Below are 14717 nucleotides of genomic sequence, written 5' to 3' on the forward strand. Positions count from 1 at the left end.
GCAGCGGCTCACCATTAGGCTCGTCCTTCGAGCAGGGCCAAGAACAAGGCCAGAAACAAGGAAGGTCCCGTGTCTCGCGAGCAACCACCCCAGCAGGCACCGCCGGTACAGCGGCTTCGGATCCGGTACGCCAAGCGCGGCCGACTCCGGTTCACCTCCCACCGTGACTTCTCCCGGGCTTTCGAGCGTGCGGTGTTTCGGGCTCGGTTGCCGATGGCGTACTCCTCGGGCTTCAACCCGCACCCGCGGATCTCGTACGCCGGTGCCTCACCGACCGGCGCGGCCAGCGAGGCCGAATACCTCGAGATCGGCCTGCGTGAGGTGATCGACCCCGTGGTCGCACTGGCTGCGTTGGCCGACTCGTTGCCCGACGGGCTCGACGTGCTGGAGATCGTGGAGACCCCGACGGAGAACCGCACCTCGTTGACCGAGCGGCTGACGGGCAGTCGGTGGCGGATCGAGGCATCGGGTGCCGGTGAGCCGGCCGCCGCGGCGGTGGCGACCTTCCTGGCGACCGACGAGCACCCGGTTCAGCGGATGACCAAGAAGGGTTTGCGTACCTTCGATGCCCGCGCTGCTGTGATCGCGCTGGTCGTCGCGACCAGCGATGAAGGCCGGCTCGTGCTGGATCTGGTGCTCAGGCACGGTGAGCCCTCGGTGCGTCCCGATGATGTCGTACGCGCCCTAGTCGAGGCCGGTGCGGTGTTGGACGGCCCACTGTTCAGCCGGCTCGCCCAGGGAGTCCTCGACGATTCCACGGGTGAGATCGGCGATCCGTTCGCGTGAACTTCGTGCGTACGGTCAGCGACGCCGAACGTCGAGCGCGACTCGGTCTCAGGCACGCGCTCGCCCCCGGGGCGCGGCTGGGTTCGGCCGAGGAGGTCACCGATGCTCTGGTCGTGTTGCATTCGACCGAACCGCCGACGGTGCACCTGTCCGCCGCCGCGCGGTTGCGCGATCCTTCGCTGGACGAGGTCGAGCGCGCCCTCTATCGAGACCGGACGCTGGTCAAACAACTGGCGATGCGGCGCACGCTCTTCGTCTTTGCCCGCGAGTTGCTGCCCGCGGCCTGGGGGAGTGTTTCTGCGCGAGTGGCGCAGCAGGAAGCGGCCCGGCTTGCCAAGGAGATCGTCCGACATGGCGTCGCCGAGGACGGTGAGGCGTGGGTAGCGACGGCATGCGCTGCTGTGCTCGCGCGGTTGCGAGGCGGCGACGAGATGTCCGCGACCGCGCTGCGCGAGGAGTTGCCGGAGATCGAGGGGCGCACCCAGGCAGACCCGACCCGACGCTGGGCGGTGGCGCAATCGTTCGCGCCACGCGTCCTCACGCTGCTAGGTGCGCGCGGGCAGGTCGTACGCGGGCACAACGCCGGGCATTGGCGCATCTCCAAACCGCTGTGGACGGCGACGTCGACGTGGTTGGGAGACGTGCCTTCTCCCTGGACCCGCGAGGCGGGGTACGCCGAGTTGGTGCGCCGGTGGCTGGCCCGTTTCGGTCCCGGCACCGAGGCCGACCTGGTCTGGTGGCTGGGCGCCACCAAGGCAGCCGTACGACAGGCGCTCATCGACGTGGAGGCGGTCGGCGTCGGCCTGGAGGACGGCAGTGCGGCCTGGTTGCTGCCGGACGATCTGGACGAGGTCTCGGCTCCGGAGGAATGGGTCGCCCTGCTGCCCACCCTCGACCCGACCACCATGGGATGGCGGGGCCGCGACTTCTACCTGGATCCGAGGTTGACGCCGTTCCTGTTCGACACCAACGGCAACGCTGGGACCACGATCTGGGTGGACGGCCACATCGTGGGTGCGTGGGTGCAAGACGAGCGAGCGCGGGTCGTGCCGGTCGTGCACGCGGGAGTGACGGCACGACAACGAGCCTTGATCGAGGCCGAGTCGGAGCGACTGACCGGGGTCCTGGACGGTGAAGAGGTCCGCAGTGTCTACAAGTCGGCTCTGATGAAGGGTGAGCCGCTCCCGTGATCGCGGCGTCGCCCGCTCCAGTGTGATGTTGTGCGATACTGACCCTCGATCGAGGCACCCCGGCCCGTCCGGAGTGCTGAGATCCGACGACGTTCTCGCCGGTCCTGATGCCCGTCCGCGGGCCTGGGGTCCCGGCACGACGAGTCCGATCGCCGCCAGCCCGCGACGCGGCCTGAACCACAGGCCCAGCGACCGCGGTAGGCCGACGATCTGGCCCGTTCGACGCACCAGCGGGGAGTGTCGCCGCCACGCAAGCTTTGTGCGGCCCGGACCGCGCCCGTCCGATCTCGGACGAGCACGTCCTCGGGTTGCGCCTACCTCCGCAGCGATGCGGACTGAGGAGCACCATGCTCGACAACGAAGATCTCTCCGGCGAATCGACCCGCGAGGCAGCGGCGCCCGACACGCCCACAGACACTCCCACAGATTCAGGGCCTGGCACGCCGGAGGCGGCCGCGGCCCCCGTGATCCGCAAGACCACCCGCAAACGGGCCACCAAGAAGGTCGCGTCCACTGACCCGACGAGCGAGGGTCAGGACACGTTGCCGCCGCGCGACGCCGCGGCAGACCAGTCGGTGGACTCGACGTCCACCGAGGAGAGTCAGCCTGCCAAGACACCGCGCAAACGGGCACCTCGCAAGCCCAAGGCCGTCGAGGTGGCGCTCGACGAACTGGCTGCGGAGGCTGCCCCCGTGGACGAGAGCAACTCCGAAGCGGCGAGTGCGGCGCCCGCGAAGAAGGCCCCCCGCAAGCGCGCCTCGCGCAAGAAGGTGGCGCCCGAGACGCCAGACGCGACGGGTTCCGTGGAAGCGGCGGATGCCTCGCAGGACACCTCCGAATCGTCGGATCGACCCGCGGTCGGGGCGCCGCTGTTCCAGGCGCCCGAGACTGCTGCTGCCGAGACTGCCGCCTCCGAAAAGGGCGGCTCGCAGAAGTCGAAGTCCACGCGCAGGCGGAAGAAGTCCAGCCCTGCCGTCGAGCCCGAGGCAACCGAGGACACGGCGCCGGACGAGGCCGGCGAGTCAACTGACCCGGAAGCGGAGACCACACCGGACTCGGGGAGCGGTGACGAGTCCGCCGAGACCTCCGAACGCCAGACTGATGACGGCGAAGACGCCGTTGCCGACGACGCTGACGACGACTCCTCGGACGACGACTCCGGGCAGGGCCCGGCGCGGCGTCGTCGCCGCAGGGGAGGGCGTCGCCGTCGTCGTCCCGGTGCTGGCGACGAGTCCGATGCCGAGGCGTCCGACGCCGAGGGTGAGTCGGGAGACCCCCAGGCCGCCGACGATGCCCAGGAGTCCGAGAGCACGACGTCACGTCGTCGCCGTCGGCGCCGCCGGGCGGGCGAGGAGAGCGACAACGCCTCCGACGACCCGGCCAACACCGTCACCCGCGTACGCCGTGGTCGCTCCGTGGAGGACGAGATCACCGCGGTGTCGGGGTCCACTCGCCTGGAGGCCAAGAAGCAGCGTCGCCGCGAGGGTCGCGAGGCCGGCCGTCGCCGCGCGCCGATTGTGACCGAGGCGGAATTCCTGGCCCGGCGTGAGTCTGTCGACCGGGTGATGGCCATCCGTCAGCGCGACGATGTCACCCAGATCGCGGTCCTGGAGGACAAGGTGCTCGTCGAGCACTATGTCGCGCGGGAGTCGCAGACGTCGCTGATCGGCAACGTCTACCTCGGCAGGGTGCAAAACGTCCTGCCGTCGATGGAGGCCGCTTTCATCGACATCGGCAAGGGCCGCAACGCCGTGCTTTATGCCGGTGAGGTCAATTGGTCGGCGCTGGGCCACCCGGAGGGACAGCCCCGCAAGATCGAGTCGGTGCTCTCGTCGGGGCAGGCCGTGATGGTCCAGGTCACCAAGGACCCGATCGGGCACAAGGGTGCTCGTCTGACCAGCCAGATCTCGTTGGCCGGTCGATTCCTGGTCTACGTGCCCGACGGCACCACGTCCGGCATCTCGCGCAAACTGCCTGACACCGAGCGCACCCGCCTGCGTACGGTCCTCAAGGACATCGTCCCCGACACCGCCGGGGTGATTGTGCGCACCGCGGCCGAGGGCGCCGCCGAGGACGAACTCACGCGTGACGTCGAGCGGCTCAAGGCCCGCTGGGACGACATCGAGAAGAAGGCCGGCAAGGGCAACTCCCCGCAGTTGCTCTATGGCGAGCCCGACCTGACGCTGAAGGTCGTGCGCGACCTGTTCACCGAGGACTTCGCCAAGCTCGTCATCGAGGGTGACGACGCCTGGGACACCGTGCACGGGTACGTCGAGCACGTGGCCCCCGACCTGGCGGAGCGGATGGAGAAGTACGACCCCGCCGAGGCGAACAACGGCGGTCGCGGCCTCTTCACGCAGCTGCGCATAGAGGAGCAGATCCACAAGGGCCTGGACCGCAAGGTGTGGCTGCCCTCGGGTGGTTCTCTGGTGATCGACCGCACCGAGGCGATGACCGTGGTCGACGTCAACACCGGCAAGTTCACCGGTTCCGGCGGCAACCTGGAAGAGACCGTCACCAAGAACAACCTCGAGGCAGCCGAAGAGATCGTGCGCCAACTGCGGTTGCGCGACATCGGCGGCATCATCGTGGTCGACTTCATCGACATGGTGTTGGAGTCCAACCGCGATCTCGTGCTGCGTCGCCTGGTCGAGTGCCTGGGTCGCGACCGCACCCGTCACCAGGTCGCGGAGGTCACCTCGCTCGGCCTGGTGCAGATGACCCGCAAGCGGATCGGCACCGGGTTGTTGGAGGCATTCTCGGAGTCGTGTGATGCCTGCTCCGGCCGCGGTGTGATCGTGGCCGAGGCGCCGGTCGAGCCGAAGCGGTCGCCCGATGACAACGGCGGCGGTCGCTCCCGGCGTACGCGTGGAGGCCGCGGTCGCGGCGACAACGACGCGTCCGGCAACAACTCCGGCAACGGTCGGGGCACCGGTTCGAACGGCAACCAGAACGGAAGCCAGAACGGCAACCCGGCCCGTCCGGCCGTCCCGAGCCCCCGCGATGTAGCGGCGATGGCCAAGCCGGAATCTGGCGAAGCCGCGGAGCCCGCGGAGGTGGCCGAGCCCGTCGAAGCGCCGGAGGCGGTGGCTTCTGTCGAGTCAGCCGTGTCGGAACCGACTGCACCCGAGCAGAGCGTGCCCGACGCAGCCGAGCAGCCCGCTGCTGACACAGCCGAGCGGTCCGTTGCCGCGCCGCGGGTCGTGACCCGGACGCGTCGGCGAGCCGCGAGCCGCCCCGCGGGCCCGCCGGTGGTCTCCGACGGCGCAACTCCGGCGGAGTCGGCCCCTGACGCGGCCGGCGACGCCACGTCTGAGGGCGACCCGGCTCCCGGGAGCGACCAGAGTCTCGAGCGCGACCAGAGTTTCGAGAGCGACCAGAGTTTCGAGAGCGACCGGGCCCCCGAGGGCGGCTCAGTCGCCCAGGAGGCTCCCGAAGCGCAAACCGGTGCCGCAGACGAGTCGGGGACGACTTTCGAGCACGTCCCGGTCAAGCGCCGGGGGCGCAAACGCTGAGCACTCGCCGACGGAGCGCGAACGGGGGCCCGCGTTTTGGCCCGGTGACACCCGATCCCGTACTGTTGCTCCTCGGCGTGTTCCGCATGCCGCCCGCGTGCCCCACCGCTCCATATGGTCGGTTGGCGCGCACCGGGTTCCACAGTTTTAGCAAGCCGAGCAGTTCGACGAGGAGAGTGCCGTGTACGCGATCGTGCGCAGTGGCAGCAAGCAGCAGAAGGTTGCCGTGGGCGACGTCATCGAGATCGACCGCCTCGACCCCAAGGTGGCCGGTGAGGGTGACGTTGTTTCGCTTCCCGTCGTGATGGTCGTCGACGGCGACAAGGTCACCGCGACCGGTCTCGACAAGGCCAGCGTCAAGGCCGAGGTCACCGGTGCCACCAAGGGCCCGAAGATCGTCATTCAGAAGTACAAGAACAAGACCGGGTACAAGAAGCGCCAGGGTCACCGCCAGAAGTACACCCAGGTCAAGGTCACCGACATCTCCCTCTGAGTCTCGGCCCGGACACCAGGACCAGACACAGCCTCATCGCGAACAAGGACTGAAGAAATGGCTCACAAGAAGGGTGCCGCGAGCACCAAGAACGGTCGTGACTCCAACGCCCAGCGCCTCGGCGTGAAGCGCTTCGGCGGACAGGTCGTCAAGGCCGGCGAGATCATCGTGCGCCAGCGTGGCACGCACTTCCACCCGGGCGCAGGCGTCGGTCGCGGTGGCGACGACACCCTGTTCGCGCTCCAGGCCGGTGCCGTCGAGTTCGGCACCAAGCGTGGTCGCAAGGTCATCAACGTCGTCCCGGGCGAGTGACGCACCGGCGACACTGAAACTTCTGCGCGAAGGGCGTCCCGATCTCGGGGCGCCCTTTCGCAGTTCTCAACCCCAGGAGCACCCATGGCAGTCCCCACGTTCGTCGACCGTGTCACCTTGCATATCGCGGCCGGACGCGGCGGCAACGGCGTGGCGAGCGTGCACCGGGAGAAGTTCAAGCCGCTCGGTGGCCCGGACGGCGGCAACGGCGGCCCGGGCGGCTCGGTGATCCTGCGCGTCGACCCCGACGTCACGACGCTCATCGACTACCACCACAGCCCGCGGCGCAAGGCCGAGAACGGCGGACACGGAGCCGGAGGACACCGCAACGGTGCGCACGGCAGCGACCTGGTCCTGCCTGTTCCGGACGGGACGTTGGTGGCGGCCCGCGACGGCGAGGTGCTGACGGACCTGGTCGGGGCTGGCAGCGAGATCGTGATCGCGCAGGGCGGAAAGGGGGGTCTGGGCAACGCGGCGCTGGCCAGCAGCAAGCGCAAGGCACCCGGCTTCGCACTGCTGGGCGAGCCGGGCGACGAGCTGGAGATCGTGCTCGAACTCAAGGTCGTCGCCGATATCGGCTTGGTCGGCTTCCCCAGCGCGGGCAAGTCAAGTCTGATCGCCTCGATCAGCCGGGCGCGGCCCAAGATCGCCGACTATCCGTTCACCACGCTGGTGCCCAACCTGGGCGTCGTGCGCGCTGGCGACACCACCTTCACCGTCGCCGACGTCCCCGGTCTCATCGAAGGGGCTGCCGAGGGTCGCGGTCTCGGGCACGACTTTCTGCGCCACATCGAACGATGCGCGGCGATCGTGCACGTGGTCGACACCGCGACGATCGAGCCGGGCCGCAACCCGGTCGACGACCTGGAGATCATCGAGGACGAGCTGCGTCGCTATGGCGGCCTTGAGGACCGTCCTCGGCTGGTCGCGCTCAACAAGATCGACGTGCCCGACGGCGCCGACATCGCCGAAATGGTCCAAGAGGATATCGAAGAGCGCGGGCTGCGGGTCTTCCCGGTGTCCGCAGCCTCGGGTGCGGGCACCCGCGAACTGATCTTCGCGATGGCGCAGATCGTCGAGCAGGCCCGCAAGGAGCGGCCCGCAAGCGAGGCCAAGCGGGTCGTACTGCGACCGCGCTCGGTCGACGGGGCCGACGACTTCACGATCTCCGAGACCGAGGACGGTTGGCGCGTACGCGGCACCCGCCCCGAACGCTGGGTCCGCCAGACCGACTTCTCCAACGACGAGGCAGTCGGCTTCCTGGCCGACCGCCTCAACCGACTCGGTGTCGAGACCCGGCTGCTCGAACTGGGCGCGCAGGAGGGCGACGCCGTGCTCATCGGTCACCCCGACAACGCGGTCGTCTTCGACTTCAAGCCGGGCATCGACGCGGGCGCGGAGAATCTCGCCCGCCGCGGCGAGGATCAGCGCTTCCACGAGCAGCGCCCCGCTGCGGGGCGTCGACGCCAGATCGACGCGGCCTTCCCCGAGCGAGGCGAGAACGAAGCACGTGCCGACGTGGCGCGGCGCATCGACCGCCCAGATGAATACGGGCCGAGCAGTTATGAGATCGGGTCGCAGGAAGACCCGGACTGGGCGGAGTACGACCCGAGCCGAGAAGAGTCGTGACCAGACGCCAGGTCGCCGCCGCCAAACGGATCGTCGTCAAGGTCGGCTCGTCCTCCCTGACCACGGCAGCAGGTGGCATCGACCCCGAGCGCGTACGAGCGTTGGTCGATGTCCTCGCCGGGGTGCGATCACGTGGGGTCGAGGTGGTGCTGGTGTCGTCCGGCGCCATCGCGGCCGGTCTGGCTCCGCTCGGGCTCGCCAAGCGCCCCAAGTCGCTGCCCGCGCAGCAGGCCGCCGCCTCGGTCGGTCAGGGCCTGCTGGTGCACCGCTATACCGAGGAACTCGCTCGCCACGGCGTGATCGCCGGCCAGGTGCTGCTCACGGTCGATGACGTCACCCGGCGCAGCCACTACCGCAACGCCTATCAGACCTTCGCCAAGCTGCTGGACTTCGGCGTCCTGCCGATCGTCAACGAGAACGACACGGTCGCTACCTCCGAGATCCGGTTCGGCGACAACGACCGGCTGGCCGCGCTGGTCTCGCACCTGGTGCATGCCGACCTGTTGGTGTTGTTGTCCGACGTCGACGGTCTCTATGACGGTGACCCGCGCAACCCGGGCACGTCACTGATCCCCGAGGTCGCCTCCTTCGACGACCTCGCCCACGTGCGGATCGGCAAGACCGGCGCAGCCGGGCTCGGCTCCGGCGGAATGCAGACCAAGGTCGAGGCGGCTCGGATCGCGACCGGAGCCGGGATCCCGGTCGTGCTGACCGATGCCCCGAGCGCTGGTCGCGCCCTCGCCGCGGAGGAGGTCGGCACCCTCTTCCGGCCGACTGGGCGGCGCCGACCGACCCGTCTGTTGTGGTTGGCGCACGCCACCGAACCCAGGGGCCGACTCGGGCTGGACGCGGGCGCCGTACGCGCAGTGGTCGAGCGCCGCGCATCTCTCCTGGCGGCCGGACTCACCGGAGTCGAGGGCACCTTCTCGTCTGGAGACCCGGTGGATCTGGTGGACCCCGACGGCACCCCCGTCGCCCGAGGGCTGGTGAACTTCGACTCCGTGGAGATCCCGGCCCTGGTCGGGCGTACGTCTGCCGAACTCAAGCGAGATCTCGGTGCCGGCTACGAGCGCGAGGTCGTGCACCGCGACGCCCTCGTACTGCTCTGAATTCTGCCGTCCTCCACCTCGGACGGGTGTGCCCGCGTGCTCGGCCCAACGCGTACGCTGCCGCTCATGTCTTGGATGACCCGCCTGCGTCTCCTCGGCGCTCTGCTCGGCCTGACGGTCTCGGCTGCTCTCGTGGCGGCGCCTACTCACGCTGCGCCCACCCACGCTGGGCCGAGCGCCGACGTGGTGCTCGCACGCGCCTGTGCCGGCCAGGCGCCGATCGAGGCGACCGTGCTGGCGCGTGGCGCCGCCTGTGACCTGACCGGGCGGTTGGTCGTCTCCGGCGGCGCATCCGCGGTCGTACCCCCGCAAGGGCAGGCCGTGGTCTCGGTGGGCGACTCCGGATCAGGTGCGCCCCAGCGGTTGATCGTGGAGCACTTCGACGGGGTCGTACGCACCCGTACCACGCTGCCGGGCGACCTCGACAAGGCCCGAGCCCCCCTGCCCGCGTGCCAGGACAAGGCCTACAAGCTCTACCCGGACGCACCGCGGTGGAAGAGTCGGCTGCGCTATTCGTACAACAAGACCGGCCAGCTGGCGGGCTTCTCCACCAAGGCGCAACTGCGCGCGGTCAAGCGTGCGGGTCGCACCGTCTCCTCGGGTCGCAACGACTGCGGCCTGGACGACAAGATCGACGCGTACGTCGGCTATCTGGGCACCACCTCGCTCAAGCCCGGTATCCGGGCGACCAAGGACGGAGCCAGCTGCGGCGCTCAGGACGGCAAGAACGTCGTCGGCTGGGGCAAGCTCGGCGGGGACAGTGCCGGCTGGACGTGCTTCTACTACGACGGCAAGGGCCGGATCTTTACCGCCGACATCCTGCTGGAGGCCTCCGACGGTCTGGGTGTGGGCGTCGACCCGAAGTGCACCGACGTGTTGGACCTCCAGTCGCTGCTTACCCACGAGTTCGGGCACGCGTACGGCCTGGACCACATCTCCGAGGCGCACTGGAACCTGACGATGCCGCACCTGCTGCCGTATTGCAGCAAGGAAGACCGCACGCTGGGGCTGGGCGACTACCTGGGCCTGAAGAAGCTGTACGGCCTGCGCTGAAGGAGTTCTCGATAGGGGACAACCTGGGAACAACCTGGCGGCATCTAGGCTTGATCAGCCATGACTGTCTATCTCGACCACGCCGCGACGACGCCGATGCTGCCCGTCGCCGTCGAGGCGTTGAGCGCGCGGCTGAGTGATGTGGGCAACCCGTCGTCGCTGCACGCGTCGGGGCGTGCGGCCCGTCGAGTGGTGGAGGAATCGCGCGAGACGATCGCCGCCGCGCTCAACTGTCGCCCCGGTGAGGTGGTGTTCACCTCAGGTGGCACCGAGGCCGACAACCTGGCCGTCAAGGGAATCTTCTGGTCGCGCCGAGACGCCGACCCTCGACGCGTACGCATCCTGTCGACGGCCGTCGAGCATCATGCGGTCCTCGACCCGCTGATCTGGCTGGCCGAGCACGAAGGCGCCGAGGTCGAGTTGCTGCCGGTCGACGAGGAGGGCCGTCTCGACGTCGCGGCATTGGAGGCGGCGATCGCGCGCGATCCCGACTCGGTGGCGCTGGTCACCGCGATGTGGGCCAACAACGAGGTCGGCACCGTGCAACCACTGGCCGATGTCACCCGGATCGCGCGTGCGGTGGGGATCCCGGTGCATACCGACGCCGTCCAGGCCGTGGGTTCGGTTCCGGTCGATTTCGCCACGTCAGGCGTCGACGCGCTGACCTTCACCGGGCACAAGCTGGGTGGACCCTTCGGGGTGGGGGCGCTGGTCGTACGCCGTGAGGTCGACGTGACGCCGCTGGATCACGGCGGGGGACAGGAGCGCATCCGTTCCGGCACGCTGGACACTCCCGCGATCGCGTCGATGGCGGCTGCGGTCGAAGCCGCGGTGAAGTCCCAAACCGAGCATGCTGCGCAGGTGAGCGCGTTGCGAGACGACCTGGTCCGCCGTGTCATCGAGGTGGTGCCGGACGCCCATCTGCACGGAGCTGGGCCCGGACCCGAGCGGCTGCCCGGCAACGCCCACCTCGGCTTTCCAGGCTGCGAGGGGGACTCCCTGCTGATGCTGCTCGACGCGCGCGGCATCGAATGTTCGACCGGCTCCGCGTGCTCGGCCGGCGTACCTCAGCCCTCCCACGTGCTGCTCGCCATGGGATGCGAAGAGGAGCAGGCCAGGCACTCGTTGCGCTTCACGTTCGGGCACACCTCGGTGCCAGGCGACGTCGACGCTGTGGTGACGGCGATCGGACCGGCCGTCGAGAGGGCGCGCTCGGCCAACTCGAGGATGCGCTGATGCGGGTCGTCGCCGCGATGTCCGGGGGAGTCGACTCGGCGGTCGCCGCCGCGCGCGCCCACGAGGCGGGCCACGACGTGGTCGGCGTACACCTCGCGCTGTCGCGCAACCCCGCCTCTTATCGCTCCGGCGCTCGCGGCTGCTGCACCATCGAGGACAGCAACGACGCGCGCCGCGCGGCCGACGTGATCGGCATCCCGTTCTATGTCTGGGATCTCTCCGAGCGCTTCCACGAAGACGTGGTCGAGGACTTCATGGACGAGTACGCCGCAGGGCGTACGCCCAACCCCTGCCTGCGTTGCAACGAGAAGATCAAGTTCGCCGCTGTATTGGATCGGGCTTTGGGGCTGGGCTTCGACGCGGTCGCCACGGGTCACTACGCCGAGTTGCGGCAGGGCGCGGACGGGCTGATCGAGATGCATCGCGCGGTCGACCACGCCAAGGACCAGTCGTACGTCCTCGGCGTGCTCGACCAGGACCAGTTGCGGCACGCGATGTTCCCCCTGGGTGACACCACGAAGCCCGCCGTACGCGAAGAGGCGGCCCGCCGCGGTCTTCTCGTGGCCGACAAGCCGGACTCGCACGACATCTGCTTCGTCGCCGACGGCGACAACGCCGGCTGGTTGCGAGAGAAGCTCGGCGAACGGGCGCCCAACCATGGTGGCGCGATCGTCGACGAGGCCGGTGAGGTGGTCGGGTCGCATGACGGGACGTACGCCTTCACCATCGGCCAGCGCAAGGGGCTGCGGATCGGTCGCCCGGCACCCGACGGCAAGCCGCGTTTCGTTCTCGACATCGAGCCGGTGTCGGGCACTGTGACGGTCGGCCCCCGCGAACACCTGGCTGTCACCGCGATCGCGGCCGACCGGCCGCGCTGGTGCGGCACGGTTCCCACCGTCCTCGACGGCGAGGATGTGACGGTGCAGTTGCGCGCGCACGGGGACGAGCACCGCGCGCAGGTCGTTGTCGAGGGCGAGCACGTGTCGATCGAGTTGCTCGACCCGGCGTACGGCATCGCGCCCGGCCAGGCCGCGGTGATCTATGCGGGCAGCCGGGTGGTGGGTTCGGCGACCATCGTGAGCACGACGCGCAGACCCGGTGGTTGAGGGGGCCGCGTCTGCGGCCGTCTCGAAACCCCTGCCCATCGGCGACGATCGTGCGTACGATCCGGCGACCCGGTGGTTGAGGAGGCCGCGTCTGCGGCTGTCTCGAAACCAGGGTCCATCGGCGACGCTCGTGCGTACGATCCGGCGACCCGGTGGTTGAGGAGGCCGCGTCTGCGGCTGTCTCGAAACCAGGGTCCATCGGCGACGCTCGTGCGTACGACCCGGCGACCCCGGTGGTTGAGGAGGCCGCGTCTGCGGCCGTCTCGAAACCCCTGCCCATCGGCGACGCTCGTGCGTACGATCCGGCGACCCCGGTGGTTGAGGAGGCCGCGTCTGCGGCCGTCTCGAAACCACTGCCCAGGCGATCACTTAGGGCGCCGATGTCTGAGTTGCGCCCGGGCTGGGCACCTCGGTCGGGGTCTCGGTGGGCTCCACGGTCGGAGTCTGGGTTGGCGTGACCGTGACGGTGACGGTCGGTGTCGGCGTGGGGGCGCCGGTTGGGGTGGTCACTTCGGTGGTGATCGATCGGGTCGGCTGCTGGGTTGGCTTCTGGGTTGGCTTCTGGGTCGGCTTGTGCTGTGAGTCGCGGTCAAAGACGTGGCCGACCGTCGTACCGCTGCCCGAGTTGCCCTTGGTGACAGTCGAGATCGGTTTGCCGGTGACCTTCTCGACGACCGTCAGGCCGCCCAACCCAAGCCCGAGTGCGAGTGCGGTGCCGAGCGCGACCGGCTTCCACGAGACCTCCTTGAGCCGCGTGGTCAGGCGGGGTTTCGCGCCGAGAGTGACCGATGTCCCGTCGCGCGAGGGGCGCACCGACCGGCGTACGGCCTGGGTGCCCTTGTCGAGCGAACGCGAATAGACAGCACCGCCGATCGTGGCGCACAGGCTGCCGACCGCCGCGCCGATCACGGTGCCGGCAACGCCGAGCCACGAGGCGAACACCGCCGCAGTCATGGCTGCCAGCGCCGAACCCATCACCTGAGGTGCGCTCAGGCCGAGGCCGGAACTTTCGTCGGGAGTGTGATCGTCGCCGGTGTGGTCGTCGGGAGTGGGATTCTCGGGATCCACGAGTGAATCCTTCGAGGGGGAACGCATGCTGAGACTTTCCGGGTCGAGTGCAGGTGGCCTATCTCCATAGGACGAACGACGCCGCCGCTCAGTTTCGTGATCCCGCCCACGCCCGACGAGACTGACGCCCATGGCTCTGGCGACCGCGATCGGCTCCTACCCCGGCTCGGATTCGCGGGCGTACGACGAGTGGGTGCGTGTCGTCTTCGGCGAGTTGTCCGTGCCGCATCTACCCGAGCTGCCCGGTCGAGGTGCGCACGCTTCGATGACGGGGCGTGCGCTGGGGCTCGTGGCTGAGTTGGGAGCCGATCTGCAACCAGCGGGCTGGCGTCTGACCGGATCCGGAGGCGGAGTCGACCAACGGCGGGCGCGGTCGCTGCTGGCGCAGGATCTCGACGCGTTGGAGGAGCACGCGCAGGGATATTCGGGCGTGTTCAAGATCCAGGTCGCCGGGCCGTGGACGCTGGCCACGACCGTCGAACGCCCGCGCGGAGACAAGGTTCTCGCCGACCACGGGGCGCGTCGCGAGTTGGCCCAGGCGCTGGCAGAGGGCGTACGGGGTCACGTCGCAGACGTACGCCGTCGGCTCCCGGACGTCACGCAGCTGATCGTCCAGGTCGACGAACCTGTGCTGTCGTCGGTGTTGGGTGCACGGGTGCCGACCGCGTCGGGATTCGGTCGGCATCGCGCGGTCGAACCAGCCGAGGTGTCGGCGGCCCTGGGGTGGACCTTCGCGGCCGTCGTGGAGTCGGGTGCGCACCCGTGGGTACATTCGTGCGCCACCGATCCGGGCCTCGCGCTGCTGGCCGGCGCCGGGGCTGCGGGTCTGGCTGTGGATCCGGCCATCCTCGGTGCTGGTGCGTGGGACGAACTCGCCGAAGCGGCCGACTCCGGTCTGGTCGTGGCGCTCGGGGTGACCCCCAGTGTCGAGCCAGGCCCCGCCCCGCCCGACACGGCTCTGGTGGGCTCGGTGTCGCGGGTGCTGGACATGCTCGGTCTCGATCCGGAGTCGCTCGGCTCGCGCCTGGTCATCACGCCGTCGTGTGGCCTGGCCGGTGCGTCGTACGACTGGGCGCGCCGCGCGCTCTCCCTGACGACGAGCGTGGCGCGGGCGCTGAGTTAGGGCGGGTTTGGCGCTCCTTCGGTCCTGCAGCAGCCGCCAACCTTCTCGGCCGAGGGCGTTCGTGAGCTTGGCCCCGTACGAGTTCACGCGGACGCGC

12 protein-coding genes are annotated in these 14717 nt (G+C 69.4%); 11 read left to right on the plus strand and 1 reads right to left on the minus strand.

The window, feature by feature from the left end; translation table 11 throughout:
* Positions 1-69 precede the first annotated feature (69 nt).
* From V9G04_04155 to mnmA, 10 genes are all read left to right on the plus strand, one after another.
* On the plus strand, positions 70-786 hold the full coding sequence (locus tag V9G04_04155) for a TIGR03936 family radical SAM-associated protein (protein MEI2712495.1): 717 nt from the start codon (positions 70-72) through the stop codon (positions 784-786).
* Positions 783-1976 (plus strand): winged helix DNA-binding domain-containing protein, encoded by a 1194-nt coding sequence (locus V9G04_04160; protein MEI2712496.1) that lies wholly within the window; start codon positions 783-785, stop codon positions 1974-1976. The genes V9G04_04155 and V9G04_04160 overlap by 4 nt, the downstream gene beginning before the upstream one ends.
* 347 nt (positions 1977-2323) lie before the next feature.
* Positions 2324-5491, plus strand: a complete 3168-nt coding sequence (locus V9G04_04165; protein ID MEI2712497.1) for an Rne/Rng family ribonuclease — start codon at positions 2324-2326, stop codon at positions 5489-5491.
* Positions 5492-5672: 181 nt separating this feature from the next.
* Positions 5673-5984, plus strand: a complete 312-nt coding sequence (rplU, locus tag V9G04_04170; GenBank protein ID MEI2712498.1) for a 50S ribosomal protein L21 — start codon at positions 5673-5675, stop codon at positions 5982-5984.
* A gap of 57 nt (positions 5985-6041) precedes the next feature.
* Positions 6042-6296 (plus strand): 50S ribosomal protein L27, encoded by a 255-nt coding sequence (gene rpmA, locus V9G04_04175; GenBank protein MEI2712499.1) that lies wholly within the window; start codon positions 6042-6044, stop codon positions 6294-6296.
* An 84-nt stretch (positions 6297-6380) separates the two neighbouring features.
* Positions 6381-7925 carry a GTPase ObgE gene (gene obgE, locus V9G04_04180; protein ID MEI2712500.1) on the plus strand — a complete coding sequence of 515 codons (1545 nt, stop codon included), beginning with the start codon at positions 6381-6383 and terminating at the stop codon, positions 7923-7925.
* Positions 7922-9034 carry a glutamate 5-kinase gene (proB, locus tag V9G04_04185; protein MEI2712501.1) on the plus strand — a complete coding sequence of 371 codons (1113 nt, stop codon included), beginning with the start codon at positions 7922-7924 and terminating at the stop codon, positions 9032-9034. The genes obgE and proB overlap by 4 nt, the downstream gene beginning before the upstream one ends.
* Positions 9035-9100: 66 nt before the next feature.
* A complete protein-coding gene (locus V9G04_04190) occupies positions 9101-10087 on the plus strand; it encodes a matrixin family metalloprotease (GenBank protein MEI2712502.1) in 987 nt (328 codons plus the stop codon).
* Between the two features lie 60 nt (positions 10088-10147).
* Positions 10148-11323, plus strand: coding sequence for a cysteine desulfurase family protein (locus tag V9G04_04195; GenBank protein ID MEI2712503.1), 1176 nt, complete (start codon positions 10148-10150; stop codon positions 11321-11323).
* On the plus strand, positions 11323-12429 hold the full coding sequence (gene mnmA / locus V9G04_04200) for a tRNA 2-thiouridine(34) synthase MnmA (GenBank protein MEI2712504.1): 1107 nt from the start codon (positions 11323-11325) through the stop codon (positions 12427-12429). Before V9G04_04195 ends, mnmA begins: the two co-directional genes overlap by 1 nt.
* 369 nt (positions 12430-12798) lie before the next feature.
* Here the strand turns inward: mnmA and V9G04_04205 are convergent, their stop codons facing one another.
* Entirely contained in the window at positions 12799-13497 is a 699-nt protein-coding gene (locus tag V9G04_04205; protein MEI2712505.1) for a hypothetical protein, read from the minus strand.
* 130 nt (positions 13498-13627) lie between these two features.
* Here V9G04_04205 and V9G04_04210 point away from each other — a divergent pair, with 130 nt between their 5' ends.
* Complete coding sequence (locus V9G04_04210) at positions 13628-14620, plus strand: methionine synthase (protein MEI2712506.1); 993 nt, start codon at positions 13628-13630, stop codon at positions 14618-14620.
* Positions 14621-14717: the final 97 nt, after the last annotated feature.

Origin of the sequence: Nocardioides sp. (assembly GCA_037045645.1) — a bacterium.
Lineage (GTDB): Bacteria > Actinomycetota > Actinomycetes > Propionibacteriales > Nocardioidaceae > Nocardioides.